A 22,980-nucleotide genomic window follows, 5' to 3' on the forward strand; every position below is an offset into this window, starting at 1 on the left:
ACCTGAAGAACCAGTTTCAGCAAGTGGCCAACCTGAACCATGCATCACCAAACCTGGTTTATGTTTTGCAGGGTCGATTTCCCAAAGCTCTTTAATCCCGATACCGTAGTGTTGCGGATCGGCATCTTGATCTAAGTTGTATTTTGCAATTAAACGTTTACCGAGATGTCCACGGCAACCTTCTGCAAAAATCGTATATTTGGCGTGAAGTTCATAACCAGGCGTGAAGTTATGCGTCGGTTCACCATCTTTACCAACGCCCATATCACCAGTTTGAATCCCTTTTACAGAACCATCTTCATGATAAAGAATTTCTGAAGCAGCAAAGCCCGGGAAAATAGAAACTTCTAATTCCTCAGCCTTTTGACCCAACCAACGAACAACATTACCCAATGAAATGACATAGTTGCCATCGTTGTGCATGGTTTTAGGAACCATCCAATGCGGTGCTTCTTGAGACTTTTCAGCAGACATGAGGAAGTAAGTCTTGTCCTCAGTCACAGGCACATTTAAAGGTGCGCCTTGTTCTTTCCAGTCAGGGAAAAGTTCATTGATTGCACGAGGTTCAAGTACAGCACCAGAAAGGATATGCGCACCAACTTCAGAGCCTTTTTCAACCACACAGACAGAAAGGTCTGAAAGGTTGTTTTCAATAGCCAATTGACGAATTTTAATCGCAGCAGAAAGACCCGCAGGACCTGCACCTACGATCACGACGTCAAACTCCATCGATTCGCGTTGTATATTATTCATAAAAGAAATTCCATTTCGCTTAGCGGTATTTTAAATTATTTTAATAAAAATATCAAATGAAAGAGCTCGACAAAAAACTCAATTTTATAAATAAATCCAAAAAGATACCAACAAAAAGCCAGCAAAATTAAGCTGGCTTCACGGTCGTTAAATTTTAAAATTTAGGATTTTTGTGGATCATATAATTTTTCTTTGATAAACAGCGCAGGAATAACACCACAAATTAAATACGCAGCTCCCATAACCACAAAACCCAAACCAATAGAACCACCAGATGCCAAGAATCCGATCGTTGCAGGCGCAAGTGCAGCACCAAGTCGACCCACATTATAAGCACCACCAATTGCTGTACCACGAATCGCTGTAGGGAAACTTTCAGTCATATATGTTGCATTTACACCATATGGAATACCATATAAGAATCCAAAAGCAACCAATAAATATAAGATATTGCTGGGTGAATTGTAAAAAACAATCAAAGGAAGAAAAATTGCGGTACCAATTGCGCCAAATGCATAGGTAAAACGGCGCCCCAATTTGTCAGCCATCATCCCTGCAAGGACTTTACCAAGAATCATGGCAGTATAAGTACCGACCATATATGCGGTCATTTCCTTGAACTTCATTCCTAATTCACTTTCTAAATAGGATGGCATCCAGTTATTGACCCCATAATAACCAAACTGCAAGAAACCTGCTGTTAATGCCCATAAAATAAACATATTACGATTACGCTTATCTTTAAAAATCAATTGGAAAGCAGAGGTTTTTTCAACATTCTGAGTAACGACTGGCTGTTTAAGGCGAGACTCTTGCCATGCTAAAGGTTCTGGCACAAGTACGTGCATCAAAATCGCAATCAATACAGGGACAATGGCAACGTAAAACAACATGCGCCAACCATGATCTGGGATAATCCAACCAGCAAGCAAAGTTGCAACGATATAACCGACTGTCCAACCTGCCTGTAATGTACCTAAGACAGTTGTACGGTAACGCGTCGGTACATATTCAGCCATTAAAGTATTACAGGCAATATAAAGTGAACCCAAACCCAGTGAAGCAAAAAAGCGCAGTAAGCCAAACTCTAGGAAACTTTGGGTAAAGCCTAATCCGCATGTCAGGAGTGAAAAAGTTAGGATCGAAAGTACTACAATACGCACTCGACCATATTTATCACATGCCCATCCTCCAAATATTCCCCCTACAGCCATACCCGCCAACGTAAAACTACCGAGCATTCCTGCTTGAACTGAGCTTAAGCCAAAATCTGCTTTAATACTGTTTAAGCTATAAGACAGCAGCATGAGATCAGCGCCATCGACCAACAAAGCCAAGAATGCAAAAATAAATGCAATTTTCCAAGTGTGGGGTTGTATTGGGGAGATAGAGGTGGTGTAGTTTGTAGCCATAATCCATTACCTACATTTGATATATGACACTTTAATTCGTTTTAAAGTGCCGAAGAATTAATTAAGACACAGCACGAATCATGTTTCGGGCAATAATCATTTGCTGAATCTGAGTTGTTCCTTCATAAAGACGGAATAAACGCACATCTCGATAAAAACGTTCAATCGCATATTCGCTGATATAACCTGAACCCCCGTGAATCTGTACACATCGATCTGCGACACGACCACACATTTCAGTCGCAAACATTTTGGCGCATGAAGCTTCTGAACTGACATTTTGTCCAGCATCACGTTGTCTAGCTGCATCTATGACCATACATTTGGCAGCATAAATTTCAGCTTTAGAGTCAGCAAGCATGGCTTGAATCAATTGAAATTCTGCAATCGCTTGACCAAACTGTTTACGTTCAATCGCAAACTTGAGCGCATCATCCAACATACGGATAGCGGCACCTACACTAATTGCAGCAATATGTAAGCGCCCTTTATCTAGAACTTTCATTGCTGTTTTAAAGCCGACGCCTTCGACACCACCGATCAGTGCAGAGGCAGGAATCCGACAGTTTTCAAAAATGACATCACAGGTGTGCGCACCTTTTTGTCCCATTTTTTGATCCTGTTTACCCAAAGAGATTCCTGCTGTTGTGCTATCCACAATAAACGCTGAGATTCCACCAGAACCTTTTATCTCAGGGTTAGTACGCGCCATGACTGTGAATACACCTGCATGTGGTGCGTTGGTTATAAAGCGTTTAGTACCATTTAAGATATAGAAATCACCATCCTTAATGGCAGTCGTCTTGAGCGAAGCTGCATCTGAACCAGCATCTGGTTCTGTGAGACAAAATGAGCTGATTAGCTCTCCACGTGCTAGACGAGGTAAGAAAAATGATTTTTGTGTTTCGGTCCCATCAATGATTAAACCGCTTGAACCGATGCCGTTATTGGTACCGATCAAGGAACGAAAAGCAGGGGAAGTACGACCAAGTTCAAATGCAATCGTCACTTCCTCTTCCATAGTCAGTCCAAGACCATCATATTGCTCAGGAATCGTGAGACCAAATAAACCTAAAGTTCGCATTTGTTCAATAATTTTTTGAGGAATCTGATCTGTTTCTGCGACTTCATTCTCATGAGGAATCAATACACCATCTACAAACTGTCGAATCATATCTACCAGTTGGTTAAGTGTTTCCTGATCTCGAATCATAGTCTTGTCCTTTATACAACTTACTTAAAACATCAATCTAATGCGGGCACAACCCTGCATTTCGTTTCGATATTAATCAATGGAATTGCATAAAACAATATATTTTGAAAATTAATTTCGCAATGCGATATATTGTATTTTGTTTAAAATATTATAATTATTTGATTTTATTGATCTATGTTTATTTAAAAACACATTATTATCAACTAGGAAAAATATTTTGATTGATTTTTGCATACTTGCATGTATATTAAAAATACATATCGCTATGCGAAACTTATACTGGATAAGTTTTTCTGTAGGAAATTAAACAAATCGAACGTGGAATAGACATGGGCGCTTTAAATGGAATTCGTGTACTTGATTTAAGTCGAGTACTGGCTGGACCGTGGTGTGGACAGATTCTTGCTGATCTAGGTGCAGAAGTTATTAAGGTTGAAAGACCAAAGTTGGGTGATGATACCCGTTCTTGGGGACCACCTTGGATGAAAGATGATGCAGGGCAGGACACACGTGAAGCTGCTTATTATCAGTCGACCAATCGAAATAAGCTTTCTGTTGCGATTGATATTGCAAATCCAGAAGGGCAAGCGCTTATCAAAGCACTCATCCAAGATACGGATGTGGTTATTGAAAACTATAAAACAGGCTCTTTAAAAAAGTATGGCTTAGATTATGCCACTTTATCTGAAATCAACCCAAGACTGGTCTATTGCTCAATCACTGGTTTTGGACAAAATGGACCAAGAGCAGAAGAACCGGGTTATGATTTTATCATCCAAGGTATGGGCGGTCTGATGTCCATCACAGGTGAAAAGGATGATTTACCCGGCGGTGGTCCTCAAAAAGTGGGGGTAGCGTTTTCTGATTTATCCACTGGATTATATTCAACCATTGCCATACAGGCAGCCTTACTCAACCGTCATGTAACAGGTTTAGGTCAATATATAGATATGGCTTTACTTGATGTGCAAATCGCTACGATGGCAAACCAAGGAATGAACTATCTTTCCTCAGGAAAAATTCCTGAGCGTTATGGCAATGCACATGCCAATATTGTGCCTTACCAGTTATTTAAAGCTTCAGATCGAGAATTCATTATTGCTTGTGGTAATGACAGCCAATTCATTCAACTATGTAACAGTATTGGTTTAGCTGATTTACCCAACGATCCTCGCTTTAGCCGTAATGCGAGTCGAATCAAACATCGTGAGGAAGTGATTGATATTTTATCCAAGCATTTTTTAACCAAGACTGCTGATGAATGGGTAAATGCAATTTATGCAGCCAAAGTGCCTGTTGGGGTGATTAATAATCTCGAACAAGCTTTTAATGAACCTCAAGTGATTGCACGAGAAATGTTGGTAGAAATGCCACATCCACTTCGTGAAAAAATGACAGTCGTTGGTTCTCCCATCAAACTTTCTCGGACACCTGTAGAGTATCGAAATGCACCACCTTTATTGGGAGAGCATACACAAACAATCTTAGGTCGTATTATTTCAGATGAGAAATTTGCAGAATTAAAAGCTCAAGGTGTGATTGGTTAAGAGTTTTAATCCATTGATGTGAAAGGGCTATGATGATTAAGTTTCGCAATCATCAGAAAAATTAGACTTTTCACATCCACCTTTATGCATTATTTATTTTAAAGTGTATTTATAGAAAAAATAGATTATAATTTTCGCAGTGCGAAACAAATAGATGAAGTGTTATAACCATGACTGATGCCTTTGATGCAGAACAAACAGAAAAATTATTAGCGCCTTTGCGCCATGAGCTATTGCATCCTATAGAAGATATGCAGGATGAAAATGATCGTCAATTTATCACTGCCTTAGGACGTGGTTTAGAGTTATTGCGTTGTTTTACGCCAAAACATCAACATTTAGGTAATCAAGAACTCTCACAAATGACAGGTTTACCTAAACCGACAATTACTCGCTTAACCCATACTTTGTCACGCTTGGGCTATATCAAACAAGTGCCAAATTCGAGTAAATTCCAACTCTCTGTTGGTGTTTTGGCATTCGGATATTCAATGCTTTCCAATGTGTCCATCCGTAATATTGCACATCCTTATATGAAAAATTTAGCGGATTACGCAGGTGCTGCTGTTGCAATGGCGACACGTGATCGTTTGAATATGATTTATTTGGATGTGGTTCAAGGGAAAGGCAATATGACCATGCGACGTCAAGTTGGAACCTATTTGCCAATTCATTTAAGCTCGATGGGGCGTGCGTGTCTTGCAGCGATGCCTGAAGATGAAAGAGAATTTTTGCTGGATGCAATCCGTCGTAAACATAAAGAAGACTGGATTAAAATCAATCGTGATTTAGACAAAGCATTTAAAGATTATCAAGATTTTGGTTATTGCTTTTCCATTGGGGAGTGGCATAAAGATGTCAACTCTGTAGCTGTCCCTTTGATTCATGAACAACATGGCTTATTGGTATTTAACTGTGGTGGTCCAAGCTTTATAATGAATCGTGAAAAACTGGAAGAAGATATTGCGCCACGTTTATTACATATGGTGAATAATATTCGTACTGAGATTAGTTAAATACAGCGTATATAGCTGATTTATTGATCCAGACAAATTTAAAAAAACCAGCATAAATTATGCTGGTTTTTTTGCATCTGAAATACAACAATATAAACATAAAATGGCGAATACCAAGCCTAAGCTACACACACCTATCCAGCCAAAATGTTTCCAAGCATAACTGCCTGTCGTCGTGCCTAATGCACCACCTGCAAAATATCCCGTCATATAGATTGCATTAAAACGTGATCGTAACTCTTGGTTGAGTTTAAACACAATGCTTTGATTGGTGACATGAACAGCAGAAAGTGAGGCATAAAGGATGAGGAGGGCAAAAATATAAAAGATGAAATGAAAATCCAATAATAAAAATAATAACCAACTGAGGATTAGCCCGAAACCACAAGTGATTGATATTTTATGAATGTAGCCTTGATCAATAAATTTACCTGAGAAATTCGCCACAAATGTGCCTAAAATACCAACAAAACCAAATAATCCAATCGTGAAATCACTCAAAAAATATGGTGCTGGAGCCAGCAATAGTGACATTGTGGTAAAGGTCAAACTGACACAGGCAAAAGTTAATCCACCAATATAGGTTCTTATTCTTAGTCGACGATTCTGAAAAAAGATCTTTGGCAAGGAATGAATGGTTTTTAAATAGTTTTCAGATTGGGTTGGAGGGAATCGACCAATATTGCGATTTAAAATAATCGCGATAATTAGTAGTAAAAATCCACTGATCAAATAGATCACATGCCATCCAAAAAGTGTAGAGATCAGTCCAGAAATTGAACGTGCCAATAACACGCCCATCATCAAACCACTGAGTAAAAATCCAACAACACGCCCGCTTTGCTGAACAGGAACCAGACTCGCTGCAAGCGGTAACAATAGTTGGGCTGAACTCGAGAATAGCCCTGTAATGATTGTGCCAAACATCAACAGATAAATATTGTGAGAAAAGCCGCTAATAATCAGTCCGAATGCAGCAAGCAACATAAAGATAAAAAGCAGCTTACGCTTTTCAAGAATATCACCTAAAGGCATCAAAAACAGTAAGCCACAAGCGTAAGTAATTTGTGCCAAAGTTGGCACCCAAGCCGTTGTGGTATCCGATAAATTTAAACTCACACTCATTGAGTGAATCAGTGGTTGGCTAAAGTAATTCCCGCCCGTACAGATGCCTGCTGCAATTGCCATTAAAATAATGGTCGGGGTATAGAGTGTGTTTTTCATCATGCCTTTTGTTTGCTAGCATGAAATTGAATCATTTATTCATATGATCTCTGAACTTCTTTCAAATCAGCTGATCAGTGTGTTTCATTCAATGCATCTTGAATGTTATGCACCATATGAATTAAATGAGGTCCAATTTCACCTTCAAGTTTTTCCGGATTTAAATGAAAACTAGGTGCGCCACAGTTAAAGACATAAAGACCATGTTGAGAACTCACTAAAGGCACAGCAACAGAATTGACTTCTTTATGCCATTCACCTAAAGAAAGACAATATCCATAATCTTGGTAATCTCGAAAAGCACGTTCAAGAGAGCGTTTAATTGCAGGCCAGTTTTCAGGATTTTTTTGTTTCAGCGCATCGAGTAAGAAATTACGTTCACGTTCAGGTGTTGCCGCTAAACATGCTCTTCCCATAGAACTGCTGTGGAGGGGCAAGGTTGAACCAATCGGACGGCGCATATTTAACGCTGTTTCAATTTGTACTACATCAATATAAACCATGTTTAAGCGATCACGTGTCGCCATTGCAACAGATGCTTGAACATATTGACTCAATTCTTCCATATAGCGATGCGCAATATTACGAATCGAAATATTGGACAAGGCAGCATAACCCAAAGACAAGACACCAATGTCTAAAGTGTATTTAGTTGAGTTGGGCAGTTGTTTTAAATAACCTAAAGACACAAGCGTGTTGGTAATCCGTGCAATTGTCGGTTTGGGTAAACCGGTCATTTTTGCCAACTCTTGGTTACCCAACACTTGATGGTTAGCCGAAAAACAACGTAACAGCTCTAAGCCGCGTGCCAAAGATGCAATAAATTGTGGGTTATTTTCACGATGAATATGAGAAATAGGATCTAGACGTATCTCATCAAAATTTATAGTTTGTTCAGGTTCTGAATTCTGAGACATTCGATACTCAAATATAATAAACAACAGTTTATCCATTATATTTCGCTATGCAAAATAAATCCATTCATCACTGCGCTGTTGTGATGAATGGATAATCGTTAATGCTTAAGCAACGTTTTCAATCACCATTGCTAAGCCTTGTCCCACTCCAATACATAGACTCACCACCGCATATTTTTTATTACGGCGAATCAGTTCTCGTGACACTGTAAGTGCGAGACGTGCACCAGAAGCACCCAAAGGATGACCAATCGCAATTGCACCGCCATTTGGGTTCACACGTGGGTCATTAAAATCAATATCTAAACCTTTTAAGCAAGATAAGACTTGAGAAGCGAATGCTTCATTGATTTCAATAATATCCATATCATCTAAACGAAGACCTGCACGTGCTACAGCTTTTTTGATGGCTTCGATTGGACCAGCCCCCATAATACGTGGCTCAATGCCTGCCGCTGCCGCGGATAAAATTTTAGCCATTGGCTTTAAGCCATATTTTTGACCTGCGAGTTCTGAACCTATAAGAAGTGCTGCTGCACCATCATTGATACCAGAGGCATTACCCGCTGTGACCACACCACCTTCAAATAGCGGTTTTAATTTGCTTAAAGCTTCTAGTGTAGAACTCGGACGTGGGTGTTCATCCTCTGTGACCAATTTTGGAGGTAATTTTTTTCCTTGAAAAACTTCGATGGGAGTAATTTCGTCATTGAAAAAGCCATCTTGCTTGGCTTGTTGATATTTTGCCTGTGATTGAGCAGCAAATAGGTCTGCCTGTTCTCGAGTAATGCCAAATTCAACTGCAACATTATCGCCCGTTTCAGGCATAGAATGTCCGCCATATTGTGCAATCAGCTTTTTATTGGGGAACCGTGAACCAATGGTGGTGTCGTAGATATTTACATCACGACTATAAGCACTTTCAGCTTTCGCCATCACAAAAGGCGCACGAGACATACTTTCTACACCTCCAGCAATATATAAGTCACCTTCACCACAGGTAATCGCACGTGCTGAATCAATGACAGCACCTAAACCACTGGCACATAAGCGGTTGACTGTTTGTCCAGCAACCGTTACAGGTAAACCTGCAAGCAATAGGGCATTCCGGGCAACATTGCGGCTGTCTTCACCACCTTGATTGGTATCTCCTAAAATGACATCTTCTATGTCTGCACCAGGCACACCTGTTTTTTCTAGAAGTTTTTGCATAACCATCGCAACAAGATCATCGGGACGCACTGATGCAAGTTCGCCTGCATGTCGACCAATTGGGCTACGTAGACCGTCATAAATATAAGCATTTAACATAGAGAATTTCCTTTTCAATAATCAGAATTAAAAGTAAGTGGTAAGTTTAATGCGACACGACGCTGTAGCCATGGGCTAGGACGATAACGTGGGTCATAGGTTAAGGCAGATATACGATTGAGGATCAGTAAGATTTTATCGCTCCCGATCTGATCCCCCCATTCAATTGGACCAAATGGATACCCGAGCCCTAAACGAACAGCAGCATTAATATCATCAACTGATGCAATATTTTGCTGGGCAATATCACAACCCAGATTGATCACCAGAGCTAAAACACGTTGTGCAACAAAACCAATACTTTCATTGATCATACTGACCATTGCGCCATCTAAGTTAAAGATGGAATGGGCAGCTTGACGGTACTCAGATGTTGTTCGTAACGATGGCATCAGTGTTCGATGTTTTTCGATACCATATAGCAGGTCGATTGCCACTGTATGCTCAGGGTTTAAGTGAAGCCGTTTGATTGTTTGTGTGGTATCTTCACCATAACAAGCCACTAGACATAAACTTTCCGTCTGTGGATGTTCGCCCATATCCAAAGAAATATTGTGCTGGATGAGATAATCCTCGATGAGTTGTTTATCCTCAGCAAAGTCTGCTGCAATCCATACGCTCGGATACTTTGTTAAAGCTTCGACATACTGTGCTGGTTTTTCACCACTTTTGCTACCTGTTGCATACCCATAAAAACCTTGTTTGACTTTTCGCCCAAGTTGTTTAGCTTCGAGCATTTGTTTGGTTAAAGGATTGGGTTTATAGCGTGCTTCTTCGTAATATTGATGGTAAATCGATTCCATTACTGGATGTGATACATCAAGCCCAGTTAAATCCATGAGCTCGAAGGGACCCATTCTGAAACCCACACCATCTCGTAAAATGCGGTCAATTTCACTAATATCTGAGACATTTTCATTTAAAATTTTTAATGCTTCTGTTCCATATGCTCGCCCAGCATGGTTAATGATAAATCCCGGAGTATCTTTGGCAATTACAGGGCGATGACCAAATGCATGAGACAACTGGCAAAGTGCTTCAATGATCTGTTGATCTGTTTTTAACCCTTGGATAACTTCGACAACTTTCATCAGTGGAACAGGATTAAAGAAATGAAAGCCGACAACACGTTCAGGCAGTTTACAGTTTGCAGCAATTGCCGTGATAGACAGCGATGAGGTATTTGAAGCTAATATGGTGGTATCTGAAACGATTTGTTCAAGTTGCTGCATCAAACCTTGCTTAATGTCTAGACGTTCAACGATCGCTTCTACAATAAGATCGCAAGATTTTAAGTCTTCAAGTTGTTGCGCAACAATTAAATGTTGGTTGGCACTTTCAGCTTGTTCAACAGTGATTTTATTTTTTTCGACTAATTTTTGAAATGTTGCTGCAAGCTTTTCTTTAGCCTGTAGCGCAGCGCCATCTTTTGTGTCATATAAATATGTTGTATGACCTGATTGTGCTGCGATCTGAGCAATACCACTGCCCATAATGCCCACACCGATTACAGCCAAGCTTTTAATATCATAAGTCATGTGATCATCCTGATAACTGATCTATATTCAAAAATAAAACGCGTAAAATTTGAGTTTTTAACTCAGACATTGCTTATCACCATCTATAGGTAAAATTTGTCCTGAAATCGAACGACCACTTTCTGATGCTAAAAATAGGCATAAGTCAGCAATGTGTTTAGGATTGACAAAATATTTGAGTGATTGGTTCTTGAGTGCATTTTGAGTGACAGCATCTAAGGTGCTATTGGTCAGATCCGCACGTGCTTGCAGCACGCGTTGTACACGCTCACCATCTACAGCACCAGGAAGTATGGCATTTACCCGAATATTGTCTGGACCAAGTTCCATTGACAATGTCTTGGTAAAGCCAATCAGCCCCCATTTTGATGTTGAATAGGCTAACCGATAGGGATAGCCTAAACGTCCAGCGATGGAAGACATATTGATAATGACACCAGATTCAGAACATTTTAAAAGTGGGATAGCAAGTTGGGTAAGCAGAAAAGTACTGGTTAAATTTAGGTTCAATACAGTATTCCAATCATTAAAACTCAGTTCTTCTGCTGCTACAGTTGGACCCGAAATCCCAGTATTGTTAACCAATATGTCGATATGTCCCAGTTTTTCTGTCGCATCATTGAACATGTTTTTGATTTGATCATGTTTCGATAGATCACACTGATAAATATGAAGGCTAGGATACGCTTGCTGAAATTGAGTTAAGCTGTCTACATTCATATCACAAACATAGACATCATCTTGTTGATTTAAAAATGCTTCTGCAATATGACGCCCAACTCCAGCACCGCCCGCGCTAATCAATACTTTTCTTGCCATTTTTATTCCACGTTGTTGATCGGTGAAGGTTATTTGCCTTGGTATGATGGTTTACGCTTTTCAATAAAAGCTTGAATACCTTCATTTTTATCTTCAGTCGAAAACAGTAATTGGAATGACTTGCGCTCTAAGCTTAGCCCCACATTTAAAGGAACATCTTCGCTCATCAATGCAACTTCTTTAATTTGTTGCAGGGCAATTGGTGGCATTTTTGCGAGACTTTGAGCCATTTGAATCGCAGTGGGAATGGTTTGATCATCTTCAGTCACTTGAGAAACCAATCCAATAATATAAGCTTCTTCCGCCTTTACCATTGCACCCGTCATAATCATTCGCATCGCATGAAACTTACCTACAGCACGGAATAAGCGTTGTGTACCACCAGCGCCTGGCATCAAACCCACCTTAATTTCGGGTTGCCCGAAAATTGCACCTTTGCCGGCAATAATGATGTCGCTATGCATTGCCAGTTCACAACCACCACCTAATGCATAGCCATTTACTGCAGCAATCACAGGTTTAGGGCATTGGGCAATGGCATTCCAATAACGCTCTGTATGTCGCAAAAGCATTTCTGTCGATGTTGCCGTTGCCATTTCTTTTAAGTCAGCACCCGCTGCAAACACCGCATCACCGCCTGTTAATACAATGGCATGGATCTGATCGTCGAAGCTTAATTCAGTAAATACTTGAGCCAGTTGTTTACGTACTTCAGTGTTCAGCGCATTTTTAGCTTCTGGACGATTGATCTTAACGATTGCTATATTTTGAAAACCATAATCAACTTCGATGAAATTGTTCCTTGTGATTTCACTCATTTATGAATTCCTTGTTTCGCATATCAAAACTATATTTCTTTAATAATGCTTATTTTGAAATTTATTTCAAGCATTATTTGTCTCTGTAAAAATTTAAGTGGCTGATTATTTATCTAAGTAATTGATAATTAATGATGGCTATTTTTAAAATTTCGTTAAACGAAATTAATTTTCAAAAAAGCTTGAATTTTTCATTTTTAATCTCTTATTATGAAACACATTCATATTTAATCTCTTATTATGAAACACATTCATATTTAATCTCTTATTATGAAACACATTCATATTTAATCTCTTATTATGAAACACATTCATAGTCAATAAGATTAAAAATCTAGCCCCAATGCAGGACATCGTTGTTGGGCAGTACACAGAAAATAGATACAAGAAGGGAGATCATAGATGATTCGTGATGAAGGGATGTTGCAGCAATTACTGACGACAATTGGTGATTTTGTAAAAAATGAATTGATTCCACGTGAACATGAAGTGGCTGAACAAGACAAAATACCAGAAGATATTGTGCAACAAATGCGTGAGCTTGGTTTATTTGGACTCACCATTCCAGAGCAATATGGTGGTTTAGGGATTACCATGGAAGAAGAAGTTAATGTTGCATTTGCACTTGGACAAACCTCTCCAGCTTTTCGCTCACTCATTGGCACCAATAATGGCATTGGTTCAAGTGCCATTTTAATCGATGGTACAGAAGAGCAAAAACAAAAATACCTTCCTCGCTACGCCAGTGGAGAAATTATTGGTTCATTTTGTTTGACCGAACCTGAAGCAGGTTCAGATGCAGCCTCTTTAAAAACCAGTGCAGTTAAAGAGGGTGATTTTTATATTCTCAATGGCACAAAACGCTTTATTACCAATGCTCCTCATGCTTCAACTTTTACAGTTATGGCGCGGACAAACCCCGAAATCAAAGGTGCAAATGGTATTTCTGCTTTTTTAGTCGAAGCCAATACCCCGGGGATAAGTTTAGGAAAAATTGATCAAAAGATGGGACAAAAAGGTTCTCATACTTGTGATGTGATTTTTGAAAATTGTCGGGTTCCTGCATCTGCTTTAATCGGTGGAGTGGAAGGTATAGGCTTTAAAACTGCAATGAAAGTCCTAGACAAAGGGCGCTTACATATTGGTGCTTATAGTGTGGGCATCGCTGAACGGATGTTAAATGATGCATTGCACTATGCCATTGAGCGTAAACAATTTGGTCAACCCATTGCCAACTTTCAATTGATTCAAGCCATGCTTGCAGATTCAAAAGCAGAAATTTATGCAGCGAAATGCATGGTCCTTGATGCTGCACGTCGCCGTGATCGTGGTGAAAATATTAGTACAGAAGCCTCTTGTAGCAAAATGTTTGCCACTGAAATGTGCGGTCGAGTTGCAGACCGCTGTGTGCAAATTCATGGTGGTGCAGGCTATATCAGCGAATACGCAATTGAACGTTTTTATCGTGATGTACGTTTATTCCGTTTATATGAAGGAACTACGCAGGTTCAACAACTGATTATTGCAAAAAATATGATTCGGGAAGCAACAACTTAATAAAGCATACATCGCTTGAGGCAGGGGATGCCTCATATTCTTTCTGAGGATATGGACATGACAACGGAAACTGTTACACAAAATAATGGTGGTCAATTGGATGCTGGGGAAGCCATTCAAACGCCTAAGAAGATTTGGATTACTGCATTTATATTTGCATTTTTTACATTGTTATGCGACGGCGCAGATTTAGGCTTTTTGGCCTTGAGTTTGACCAGTTTAAAAACTGAATTTCATCTGACCGGTGTACAAGCTGGTACATTGGGGAGTTTAACACTACTCGGTTCAGCCGTAGGCGGTTTAATTGGCGGTTGGGCTTGCGATCGGTTTGGTCGAGTCAGAATTATTGTATTTTTCATCGCTTTTTCTTCAGTACTCACTTGTGCATTGGGTTTTACCCATTCTTATATGCAATTTGCCATCTTGAGAACAGTTGGAGCAATGGGCTTGGGGGCACTCTATATTGCTTGCAATATTTTAATGTCTGAGATGGTGCCAACTAAACACCGTTCAACTGTTTTAGCAACACTGATGACGGGTTATACCCTCGGTTCTTTACTTGCCACATTATTGGCAGGTCATATTATTCCAGAACATGGTTGGCGCTTTCTTTACTGGCTCGCTATAACACCGATTATATTATCTGTACTGATGCATTTTATTGTTCCTGAGCCAGAGTCATGGAAAAAAGCACGCCAATTAAAAATGCTGGCTACGCCTCAAAGTACACAAACGGTTAAACGTCAAAATCCATATTGGGAAATCTTACGTGATAAAAAACATGGCACTATGTTTGTGTTGTGGATTCTCAGTACAGGTGCTTTGCAATTTGGCTACTACGGCGTAAGTAATTGGTTGCCTGCCTATTTAGAGTCAGATCTAGGAATCAAGTTTAAAGAAATGGCCATGTATATGGTGGGTACTTTCTTAATCATGATGTTCGCTAAGATCATTGCAGGAATTATTGCCGATAAGTTGGGTCGCCGTGCTGTATTTGCCTTTGGAACAATTGGTACTGCGCTGTTTATTCCCGTGATTGTTTATCTGAATACGCCAGCAAATATTCTATGGCTCATGTTGTTCTTTGGTTTCTTATACGGCATACCGTATGCCATTAATGCCACTTATATGACGGAAAGTTTTCCTACCTCCATCCGCGGTTCCGCTGTAGGCGGTGCATATAACATCGGTAAAGTGCTTTCGATTTTTTCACCACTCACGATTGGTTTTCTGTCACAAAATGGTTCGATTGGCTTAGGGCTGTTGGTCATGGCAGGCGCTTACTTTATCTGTGGGGTAATTCCATTGTTATTTATCAAAGACAGACTATTTAATCCACAAAAGGCAGAGTGATGTTTAAGCTGCCAGTTGAATTCAAGCATATACAGGGACAAGGGAAATGATCAATAAAATCACCAGTGATATTGAACCCATTTTAAAGGCAATTCCCGATGGTGCAACCATCATGACCAGTGGTTTTGGTGTCACAGGTCAGCCAGCAGAACTCATTGAAGCCTTGATTGATTTAGGTAAAAAAGAGCTAACCATCGTGAATAACAATGCTGCTTCTGGTGATCGTGGTTTAACCCAACTTATCATTGCAGGTTGTGTCAGAAAAATGATCTGCTCTTTTCCAAAGTCAGCCGGTTCTAGCGTTTTTCAAGATTTATATCGTTCAGGAAAAATTGAATTGGAACTGGTGCCTCAAGGTAATTTAGCATGTCGGATACAGGCGGCAGGTGCAGGTCTTGGTGCAATATTCACGCCTACAGGCTATGGCACAAAAGTCGCAGAAGGTAAAGAAACCAGAACGATTCGTGGTCGAAACTATGTACTTGAGTATCCACTAGAAGCTGATTTTGCTTTGATTTATGCAGACCAAGCAGATCGTTGGGGCAATTTAACTTATCGTAAAGCTGCACGAAACTTTGGTCCGATCATGGCAAAGGCTGCAAAAACGACAATTGTTCAAGTCAATCATACTGTTGAGTTAGGTAGTCTTGATCCTGAATGCATTATTACCCCTGGAATTTTTGTACAGCATGTCGTTAAAGTAGGAGATATCTAATGTCAATTCAAAAACGTTCACGTGAAGATATCGCTCAATTGATTGCTTTGGATATTCCCGAAGGTTCTTATGTCAATTTAGGTATTGGCTTACCGACCAATGTGGCCAAGTATTTACCTCAAGATAAAGAAATCTTCCTGCATTCAGAAAATGGGGTTTTGGCCTTTGGACCACCGCCAAAAGCAGGCGAAGAAGATCAAGACTTAGTCAATGCAGGAAAGGAGTTAGTCACATTATTGGATGGTGGCTGTTTCATGCATCATGGTGATTCCTTTGACATTATGCGTGGTGGTCATCTTGATATTTGTGTGATTGGTGCATTTCAGGTTGCGGTGAATGGCGATCTTGCCAATTGGCATACAGGAAAAGTTGATGATGTACCAGCAGTTGGTGGTGCGATGGATTTGGCGGTGGGTGCAAAATCAATTTATGTCTATATGGAACATGTGACCAAACATGGCGAAGCAAAAATCGTCAATACACTCAGCTATCCAATGACTGGAGAACAATGTGTCAATCGTATATACACCGATTTATGCATTATCGAACTGAAAGATCACAAGGCTTATGTCACAGAAGTTGTTCAAGGGCTGAGTTTTGATGAATTACAAGCACTAACGGGTTGCCCACTGATAGATGCCCGTGTCAATTAATTGACCCATATGGAAAAACGCTTCTTTAAGGATTAAAAGATGAAAAAATTAATTTTGGCTACAGCTTGTGCTGTGGCTTCAGGGACTATTTTTGCAAATTCTCCGAACACAGCAGAACAACGAATTAATGTATTAGAAGCTGAGTTGCAAAAACTGAAAGCAGAACTGGAAGCCCAGAAAAGTGCGCAAAATAATTTGCAGGTCCAACAAGCAAAAATTGAAGAAAATGTAGAAAAAAATAAGACCCGTGAAAGCTCAAAACCCATCGCACCTTCGTGGGTGACATGGACAGATAATGTCAAAGTCTATGGGATTGCTCGACTGGATGCAGCAGTTGATTTCAAGTCTTCACCCGACACTGGGGGAAGAACCACAAATAGTTTGAACCGCACCCCATTTGAAAGTGACAAACGTTCTGATCATGCTCGTTCGGATGCCATGATCAATGCCAGTCGAATAGGAGTGTATTTCAATAGTCCAGATAAGGCTGTTACAGGAAATATTGAAGCAGATTTTTTTGACAGTTCAAATATGGGGACAGGTGATGGTAAGTTCCGTATTCGTCATGCCTTCTTTACGTATAAAGACTGGACCTTTGGTCAAACTTGGTCATTGATGTCAAATATGGAAACTCGAACAGAATCCGTGGACTATACCCAATTTATGGGAACATCCTATACCCGTACGCCTCAAGTGCGTTACGATTGGAAAGTAAATGGAAATAGTGATTTAAAAGTTGCATTGGAATATACAGGATCTCGAGTTTCAGCATTCCCGACATTGACCAGTCGCTATACGGTTAAACAAGGAGCTTTGACAGCTTTAGCTCAAGGTTTTATCAATGAAAAGTCTGTCGATGTCGCAAAAGATACAGTGAAGAAAGTAAGTTGGGGACTCGGTGCTGGATTAAAATACCAACTGACACCACAACAATCCCTCCAAGCCAATTATCAATATATTGTAGGTGATCAAAAATTCATGCCTTACACCACCCAGAGTGGTTTAACAAATGCGACTAACTTGAGTGCAGCAGGTGATTTTTCGTTAAATACAGAAAAAAATGAATTACTGATGAATAAGCTCAATAGTCTAAATGTCGGCTATTCGTATAAATTTAATCCACAATGGCGTGCCAATTTGTCAGCCTCTATTTTTGCTTTTGATGATGATTCAGCCTATGCAAAACTTAACCCTGATGCAAACAAACGTCTGACAGATTATGCAGCAAACCTGTTCTATTCGCCTGCGGAACAAATTGATATTGGCATGGAATATCACCAAGGCAAACGGGAAGTGTTTGATGGAAGAACAGCGGATGTGTCTCGCATTAATTTTGTGTCGATGTATAAATTTTAACTACAGGTGAGGTTAAGGCAATGCAAAGCGTAGTTCGACCTGAAACAACACAAATCTTGTCAAAAAGCTTTATTTTCATCATGGCTATGGCTTGTGGAATTTGTGCAGGTTCAAACTATTATAATCAACCTTTGATTTATTCTATTGCCAACGCCTTGCAGGTTCATGTTGAACGAGTCGCATTCACTATTGTTATCGGTCAACTCTCTTATGCAGTTGGTCTATTCGTTTTAGTACCACTTGGTGATTTTTTTGAAAAACGGAGCTACATTTGTTTGCTAATGTGTTGCACAGGTTTTGCACAAATTGGACTCTCTTTCAGTCAATCCTTACACACATTGTATAGCTTTACCTTTTTGGCGACCTTTTTCTCAATCACCACACAAGTGTTGGTTCCCTTTGCAGCAGGTCTAGCTAGTCCGAAAAAAAGCCCTCAGGTGGTTGGAACACTGATGAGTGGGTTGTTCCTCGGTATTCTATTGGCAAGATCAATCGCAGGTCTACTATCCACCATATGGTCTTGGCATGCCGTATATTTACTGAGTGGCATCGTCATTTTAGCTTTCGCTATGGTAATGTGGATCAAGTTACCTGTTGCTCGAAAGTCACATCAACTCACTGTTTTACAGATTTATCGCTCATTATTTACTTTGGCTGTTGACCAACCGCATTTAATTCGCCGTGGCATAGCGGGTGGGATTGGTTTTGGTATTTTAGCGCTGATCTTTACCACCATGACGTTTATTCTTGCCAATGCACCTTATTATTTTAACGATTTTCAAATTGGTTTATTTGGCATAGTGGGTTTAGCAGGAGTTTTCGCAACGCCTTGGGCTGGAAAACAAATCGCCAAAGGCTTAGAGAATAAAGTTTCTATCATTTGTATGTCGTTGCTGTTGATTGCATGGATTCCTCTATTTTTTGCACAACGCTCTTTATTTGCTTATGCATTTGGCGTCATTTTAGCTTATTTTGGCTTATCTGCATTTCATGTTCTCAATCAGAATTTGGTCTATCGCATTTCGGCACAGGCACGTTCTCGGATTAATTCTATTTATATGACCTTGTATTTTGGCGGTGCTGCATTAGGTTCTTTTGTCGCGGTTTATGCTTGGAAACATTGGGGATGGGTGGCATGTGTGATATTGGGCTTTACTATGGCATTAGTGAGCTTGGCAATAGACCGGATAGACTTTTACACGATAAAAAAACAACAGATCAAAAATTAAGCCCCCGCAGGAGCTTAAAGCAAATGCTACTTAAGGTATTTATTTAAAGCCTTACTTACGTATGACCATCAATGTTGCTGTTGCAAATGCATAAATTTTGCCATGTTCATCGATAATTTTTCCTTCAGTGGTGATGATATTACGTCCTGCATTAATCAATTCTGCTTGTGCATAATAGGTTGTATCTATTTGCATGGGGCGAATCATTTTTACGTTCAGGTCTATCGTGCCATAACCAACGCCATGTTCAAGTAAGGTATGGGCGGCACTTCCTGTTGCTGTATCTAAAGCGGTTGCACAAAAACCACCATGGATTGTCCCTTGTATATTTCGATGTGCTTGACTTGGCGTAACCTTATACGTTGCTTTTCCTTTAGCAACTTCAACTAACTGCATCGGAATGGTATGTGCCATCGGAGATGCTGAAATTTCTCCATTCTTTAAAGCAGTTAGGAACTCAAGACCAGTGTATTGAGGGCTATCCATAAATCTTCCTTGCAATGTTAAGCGATAGCATTAACATACTATAAATTTCAAATTTACGGAATATTATTTTGCAATACAAAATTAAATTTATAATATCATTAAAGTAATTTTAATTTAAAATTTAAATAAACTATTTATATACAATGAATTAATGGATGTCTAAAAATATACAGCTAGTTAAAAAGTTGATTTAAAACCAAAATAATGAAAATAAATTTTGCAATATGAAATTTATTTGATATTTTTAACACATTCGAGAATAAAGTTCATTCAAAGGAAACCGCTTTTCCCTATAGCATAGGAAGCGCAATTGAAAAAGGAATAACGTATGCCTTTATATAAAGCACCATTACGTGATATGCAGTTTGTACTTCATGAAATGTTGAATACAGAAGAAACTTATCAGCAATTTTTGAATGATCAGAATGAACTGAGTCGTGAATTGATCAACCAATATTTACAGGCTGGTGCAGACTTTTGTGAAAATGAACTTGCACCTATCAATCAAAATGGCGATCAGCAAGGTTGCCTATTTGATCATGGCAAAGTAACAACACCGAAAGGCTTTAAAGAGGCTTATCAAAAATATACAGCGTTAGGATTTACCTCACTTACAGCTGATCCTGAATACGGTGGACAAGGTTTACCTACGTTATTAAGGATTGCAATTTCAGAAATGTTATGTGGTGCGAATTGGGCTTGGGCAATGTATCCAGGCTTATCGCATGGCGCAATGCGTACGATTGAGCATCATGGAACAGAACAACAGAAACAAATCTACTTATCCAAATTGATCAGTGGAATTTGGACTGGAACCATGTGCCTAACCGAGTCACATGCTGGCTCAGATTTGGGATTGATTCGCACAAAAGCTGAACCGAATGCGGATGGAAGTTATGCCATTACTGGCGAGAAAATCTTTATATCTGCTGGGGAACATGATTTGGCAGAAAACATTGTCCATATCGTCCTCGCTCGCCTTCCTCAAGCACCCGCTGGAACGAAAGGAATTTCACTATTTATCGTACCCAAATTTAATGTAGATGATTCTGGCAATCTTCAAGATCGAAATAAAGTCGTTTGTAGTGCGATTGAACATAAAATGGGAATTCATGGTAATGCAACCTGTGTGTTGAATTTTGATGGTGCAAAAGGTTTTTTAATTGGACCAGAAAACCGAGGTCTGAATTGCATGTTCACCTTTATGAATACCGCTCGTATTGGTACGGCAGTACAAGGGCTTGCAGCTTCTGAAATTTCATTTCAAGGTGCCTTAAACTACGCCAAGGAACGTTTAGCCATGCGTGCTTTAACTGGTGCAAAATGCCCAGAAAAAAATGCGGATCCGATCATCGTACATCCTGCAGTACGTTCAATGTTAATGACTCAAAAAGCATTTTCTGAAGGAGGGCGTGCACTGGCATATTTCTTAGCGCAACATGTCGATATTGTTGAAAACACTCACAATCCAGAGCAAAAGATACACTCAGATGAATTACTGGCTTTATTGACGCCTATTGCCAAAGCTTTTTTAACCGAGTCTGGTAATGAGTCTGCTAAACATGGTGTACAGATCTTTGGTGGACATGGATTTATTGTCGAACATGGCATGGAACAAATTGCTCGTGATGCACGTATTTCTACTTTGTATGAAGGTACAACAGAGATTCAATCTTTAGACTTATTGGCACGCAAAGTATTAAAGTCTGAAGGAAAACAGTTAAACAATATGATTGATCTGATTGATCAATTTATTGCAACCCATCAATCAAATCCTGCACTTATAACCTATATAACAACTTTGACTGAATTGAAACAACAATGGTTGTCCATCACTCAGCATATCTCGGTTCAAGCCCAGCAAAATCCAGAAGAAATTGGTGCTGCGTCAGTCGATTATCTGTACTTTTCAAGTTATGTCGTATTTGCTTACCTTTGGGCTCGTATGGCGCAAGTCGCAGAGCAAAAGTTAAATGATGGAACACAAGAAGAAAAATTTTATCGTGCCAAATTAGCCACTGCTCAATTTTTCTTTGAAAAACTACTTCATCGTACCAAAAGCCATGCTGCTTCGATCCAATCAGGTGCGAAAGCCGTTATGCAACTCGATCCTGATGATTTTGCATTTTAAGCAAAATTACGTCATATATATTTGAATGGGTAGAGATCAATGAATTTCCAACATATTTTAGTTCGTCAGCACAATAAAGTAGGTTACTTAACTTTAAACCGACCAGAAGTACTAAATAGTTTTAACGAACAGATGCATCAAGAAATTATTTTAATTTTAGACCAATGGTCCTTTAGTCAAGATATCCACACCATCGTGATTTCAGGAGCAGGTAAAGGATTTTGTGCAGGACAGGATTTAACAACAAGAAATAAAGAGGTGATTAGTGCTCCAGACTATGATGCAGGCGCAGCCTTGGAAAAATTTTATAATCCTCTGATCTTAAAAATTACTCAGATGTCCAAACCTGTCATTGCTGCGGTAAATGGGGTAGCTGCTGGAGCAGGTGCAAATCTAGCTTTGTCCTGCGATATGGTGGTGGCCAAGCAGTCAGCGAGGTTCATACAGTCATTTTGCAAAGTTGGGTTGGTTCCTGATGCAGGCGGAACTTGGCATTTACCCCATCTAGTCGGATTAGCCAGAGCCAAAGGTTTGGCGATGTTAGGCGATCAATTATCTGCACAGCAGGCTTTAAATTGGGGCTTGATTTGGGAGGTTTATGAGGATGAAGCTTTCGAGCAGAATGTCATTGAACTTGCCGAAAGATTAGCAAACCAACCCAGCAGTTCAATTTCACTGATTAAACAAGCATTGAATCATGCACCACAGAATACTTTGGCGGATCAATTACAACTAGAACGTCAATTTCAGCGTATTGCCGGACATTCAGACAATTATAAAGAAGGTGTGGCTGCTTTTATGGAAAAAAGAAAGCCCCAATTTAATTGATTGGATGCTGTAATCAACAACTTGTAAAGATAGACTTATAGAGCTAAGCATCTGCTGAATCCTGTAGATTCAGCAGATGGGTTCTACTATAAAAAATTAGC

General features: G+C 39.6%; 19 protein-coding genes and 1 pseudogene. 10 read left to right on the forward strand and 10 right to left on the reverse strand.

The window, feature by feature from the left end; translation table 11 throughout:
• The 3 genes from ACINWC743_RS17760 to ACINWC743_RS17770 form a co-directional block, all read right to left on the reverse strand.
• Positions 1-753: NAD(P)/FAD-dependent oxidoreductase (locus tag ACINWC743_RS17760; RefSeq protein WP_035301386.1), on the reverse strand; the 753-nt coding region annotated here is incomplete at its 3' end.
• 161 nt (positions 754-914) lie between these two features.
• On the reverse strand, positions 915-2,165 hold the full coding sequence (locus ACINWC743_RS17765; RefSeq protein ID WP_009586420.1) for an MFS transporter: 1,251 nt from the start codon (positions 2,163-2,165) through the stop codon (positions 915-917).
• A 61-nt stretch (positions 2,166-2,226) separates the two neighbouring features.
• Complete coding sequence (locus ACINWC743_RS17770; RefSeq protein ID WP_009586434.1) at positions 2,227-3,378, reverse strand: acyl-CoA dehydrogenase family protein; 1,152 nt, start codon at positions 3,376-3,378, stop codon at positions 2,227-2,229.
• Positions 3,379-3,710: 332 nt separating this feature from the next.
• Here ACINWC743_RS17770 and ACINWC743_RS17775 point away from each other — a divergent pair, with 332 nt between their 5' ends.
• Together ACINWC743_RS17775 and ACINWC743_RS17780 are read left to right on the forward strand one after the other, a co-directional pair.
• On the forward strand, positions 3,711-4,928 hold the full coding sequence (locus ACINWC743_RS17775; RefSeq protein ID WP_009586433.1) for a CaiB/BaiF CoA transferase family protein: 1,218 nt from the start codon (positions 3,711-3,713) through the stop codon (positions 4,926-4,928).
• Between the two features lie 170 nt (positions 4,929-5,098).
• Positions 5,099-5,944 (forward strand): IclR family transcriptional regulator, encoded by an 846-nt coding sequence (locus ACINWC743_RS17780; protein ID WP_004830750.1) that lies wholly within the window; start codon positions 5,099-5,101, stop codon positions 5,942-5,944.
• A gap of 38 nt (positions 5,945-5,982) precedes the next feature.
• Here the strand turns inward: ACINWC743_RS17780 and ACINWC743_RS17785 are convergent.
• The 6 genes and pseudogenes from ACINWC743_RS17785 to ACINWC743_RS17810 all read right to left on the reverse strand — a co-directional run bounded on the left by ACINWC743_RS17785 (position 5,983) and on the right by ACINWC743_RS17810 (position 12,571).
• Positions 5,983-7,171 (reverse strand): annotated as a pseudogene (locus ACINWC743_RS17785) (MFS transporter).
• Positions 7,172-7,242: 71 nt separating this feature from the next.
• The gene (locus ACINWC743_RS17790) at positions 7,243-8,085 is read right to left on the reverse strand and encodes an IclR family transcriptional regulator (protein WP_009586432.1); all 843 of its coding nucleotides are present in this window, start codon (positions 8,083-8,085) and stop codon (positions 7,243-7,245) included.
• 105 nt (positions 8,086-8,190) lie between these two features.
• A complete protein-coding gene (locus ACINWC743_RS17795) occupies positions 8,191-9,396 on the reverse strand; it encodes a 3-oxoadipyl-CoA thiolase (protein ID WP_009586414.1) in 1,206 nt (401 codons plus the stop codon).
• Between the two features lie 14 nt (positions 9,397-9,410).
• Positions 9,411-10,934: a 3-hydroxyacyl-CoA dehydrogenase gene (locus ACINWC743_RS17800; RefSeq protein WP_009586437.1), complete on the reverse strand. Its 1,524-nt coding sequence runs from the start codon at positions 10,932-10,934 to the stop codon at positions 9,411-9,413.
• 57 nt (positions 10,935-10,991) lie between these two features.
• Positions 10,992-11,753, reverse strand: a complete 762-nt coding sequence (locus ACINWC743_RS17805; RefSeq protein WP_009586421.1) for an SDR family oxidoreductase — start codon at positions 11,751-11,753, stop codon at positions 10,992-10,994.
• 29 nt (positions 11,754-11,782) lie between these two features.
• A complete protein-coding gene (locus ACINWC743_RS17810) occupies positions 11,783-12,571 on the reverse strand; it encodes an enoyl-CoA hydratase (protein ID WP_009586423.1) in 789 nt (262 codons plus the stop codon).
• Positions 12,572-12,973: 402 nt separating this feature from the next.
• Between ACINWC743_RS17810 and ACINWC743_RS17820 the strand changes: the two genes are divergently transcribed.
• From ACINWC743_RS17820 to ACINWC743_RS17845, 6 genes are read left to right on the forward strand one after another with little or no spacing between them, the layout of a single operon-like run.
• Positions 12,974-14,128 (forward strand): acyl-CoA dehydrogenase family protein, encoded by a 1,155-nt coding sequence (locus ACINWC743_RS17820; RefSeq protein ID WP_009586424.1) that lies wholly within the window; start codon positions 12,974-12,976, stop codon positions 14,126-14,128.
• A 57-nt stretch (positions 14,129-14,185) separates the two neighbouring features.
• On the forward strand, positions 14,186-15,481 hold the full coding sequence (locus ACINWC743_RS17825) for an MFS transporter (RefSeq protein WP_199953835.1): 1,296 nt from the start codon (positions 14,186-14,188) through the stop codon (positions 15,479-15,481).
• A 46-nt stretch (positions 15,482-15,527) separates the two neighbouring features.
• Positions 15,528-16,196 (forward strand): 3-oxoacid CoA-transferase subunit A, encoded by a 669-nt coding sequence (locus tag ACINWC743_RS17830; RefSeq protein WP_009586416.1) that lies wholly within the window; start codon positions 15,528-15,530, stop codon positions 16,194-16,196.
• Complete coding sequence (locus ACINWC743_RS17835; RefSeq protein ID WP_009586419.1) at positions 16,196-16,849, forward strand: 3-oxoacid CoA-transferase subunit B; 654 nt, start codon at positions 16,196-16,198, stop codon at positions 16,847-16,849. Before ACINWC743_RS17830 ends, ACINWC743_RS17835 begins: the two co-directional genes overlap by 1 nt.
• A 39-nt stretch (positions 16,850-16,888) precedes the next feature.
• Positions 16,889-18,205, forward strand: coding sequence for an outer membrane trimeric porin-like protein DcaP (dcaP, locus tag ACINWC743_RS17840; RefSeq protein ID WP_009586427.1), 1,317 nt, complete (start codon positions 16,889-16,891; stop codon positions 18,203-18,205).
• A 20-nt stretch (positions 18,206-18,225) separates the two neighbouring features.
• Positions 18,226-19,434 (forward strand): MFS transporter, encoded by a 1,209-nt coding sequence (locus ACINWC743_RS17845; RefSeq protein ID WP_009586436.1) that lies wholly within the window; start codon positions 18,226-18,228, stop codon positions 19,432-19,434.
• A 51-nt stretch (positions 19,435-19,485) separates the two neighbouring features.
• Here ACINWC743_RS17845 and ACINWC743_RS17850 read toward each other — a convergent pair whose 3' ends face one another.
• Complete coding sequence (locus ACINWC743_RS17850) at positions 19,486-19,935, reverse strand: PaaI family thioesterase (protein ID WP_085947563.1); 450 nt, start codon at positions 19,933-19,935, stop codon at positions 19,486-19,488.
• Between the two features lie 313 nt (positions 19,936-20,248).
• Between ACINWC743_RS17850 and ACINWC743_RS17855 the strand changes: the two genes are divergently transcribed.
• Both ACINWC743_RS17855 and paaG read left to right on the forward strand, forming a co-directional pair.
• Positions 20,249-22,051, forward strand: coding sequence for an acyl-CoA dehydrogenase C-terminal domain-containing protein (locus ACINWC743_RS17855; protein WP_009586430.1), 1,803 nt, complete (start codon positions 20,249-20,251; stop codon positions 22,049-22,051).
• Positions 22,052-22,090: 39 nt separating this feature from the next.
• Positions 22,091-22,879 carry a 2-(1,2-epoxy-1,2-dihydrophenyl)acetyl-CoA isomerase PaaG gene (gene paaG, locus ACINWC743_RS17860; protein ID WP_009586435.1) on the forward strand — a complete coding sequence of 263 codons (789 nt, stop codon included), beginning with the start codon at positions 22,091-22,093 and terminating at the stop codon, positions 22,877-22,879.
• Positions 22,880-22,980 lie beyond the last annotated feature (101 nt).

Source organism: Acinetobacter sp. WC-743 (assembly GCF_000335555.1).
Lineage (GTDB): Bacteria > Pseudomonadota > Gammaproteobacteria > Pseudomonadales > Moraxellaceae > Acinetobacter > Acinetobacter bereziniae.

Excerpts from the sequence above, each read along its gene's own strand:
- ACINWC743_RS17765 (WP_009586420.1), bottom strand. The coding sequence starts at position 2,165 with ATGGCTACAAACTACACCACCTCTATCTCCCCAATACAACCCCACACT.
- ACINWC743_RS17770 (WP_009586434.1), bottom strand. The coding sequence starts at position 3,378 with ATGATTCGAGATCAGGAAACACTTAACCAACTGGTAGATATGATTCGA.
- ACINWC743_RS17775 (WP_009586433.1), top strand. The coding sequence starts at position 3,711 with ATGGGCGCTTTAAATGGAATTCGTGTACTTGATTTAAGTCGAGTACTG.
- ACINWC743_RS17780 (WP_004830750.1), top strand. The coding sequence starts at position 5,099 with ATGACTGATGCCTTTGATGCAGAACAAACAGAAAAATTATTAGCGCCT.
- ACINWC743_RS17790 (WP_009586432.1), bottom strand. The coding sequence starts at position 8,085 with ATGTCTCAGAATTCAGAACCTGAACAAACTATAAATTTTGATGAGATA.
- ACINWC743_RS17795 (WP_009586414.1), bottom strand. The coding sequence starts at position 9,396 with ATGTTAAATGCTTATATTTATGACGGTCTACGTAGCCCAATTGGTCGA.
- ACINWC743_RS17800 (WP_009586437.1), bottom strand. The coding sequence starts at position 10,934 with ATGACTTATGATATTAAAAGCTTGGCTGTAATCGGTGTGGGCATTATG.
- ACINWC743_RS17805 (WP_009586421.1), bottom strand. The coding sequence starts at position 11,753 with ATGGCAAGAAAAGTATTGATTAGCGCGGGCGGTGCTGGAGTTGGGCGT.
- ACINWC743_RS17810 (WP_009586423.1), bottom strand. The coding sequence starts at position 12,571 with ATGAGTGAAATCACAAGGAACAATTTCATCGAAGTTGATTATGGTTTT.
- ACINWC743_RS17820 (WP_009586424.1), top strand. The coding sequence starts at position 12,974 with ATGATTCGTGATGAAGGGATGTTGCAGCAATTACTGACGACAATTGGT.
- ACINWC743_RS17825 (WP_199953835.1), top strand. The coding sequence starts at position 14,186 with ATGACAACGGAAACTGTTACACAAAATAATGGTGGTCAATTGGATGCT.
- ACINWC743_RS17830 (WP_009586416.1), top strand. The coding sequence starts at position 15,528 with ATGATCAATAAAATCACCAGTGATATTGAACCCATTTTAAAGGCAATT.
- ACINWC743_RS17835 (WP_009586419.1), top strand. The coding sequence starts at position 16,196 with ATGTCAATTCAAAAACGTTCACGTGAAGATATCGCTCAATTGATTGCT.
- dcaP (WP_009586427.1), top strand. The coding sequence starts at position 16,889 with ATGAAAAAATTAATTTTGGCTACAGCTTGTGCTGTGGCTTCAGGGACT.
- ACINWC743_RS17845 (WP_009586436.1), top strand. The coding sequence starts at position 18,226 with ATGCAAAGCGTAGTTCGACCTGAAACAACACAAATCTTGTCAAAAAGC.
- ACINWC743_RS17855 (WP_009586430.1), top strand. The coding sequence starts at position 20,249 with ATGCCTTTATATAAAGCACCATTACGTGATATGCAGTTTGTACTTCAT.
- paaG (WP_009586435.1), top strand. The coding sequence starts at position 22,091 with ATGAATTTCCAACATATTTTAGTTCGTCAGCACAATAAAGTAGGTTAC.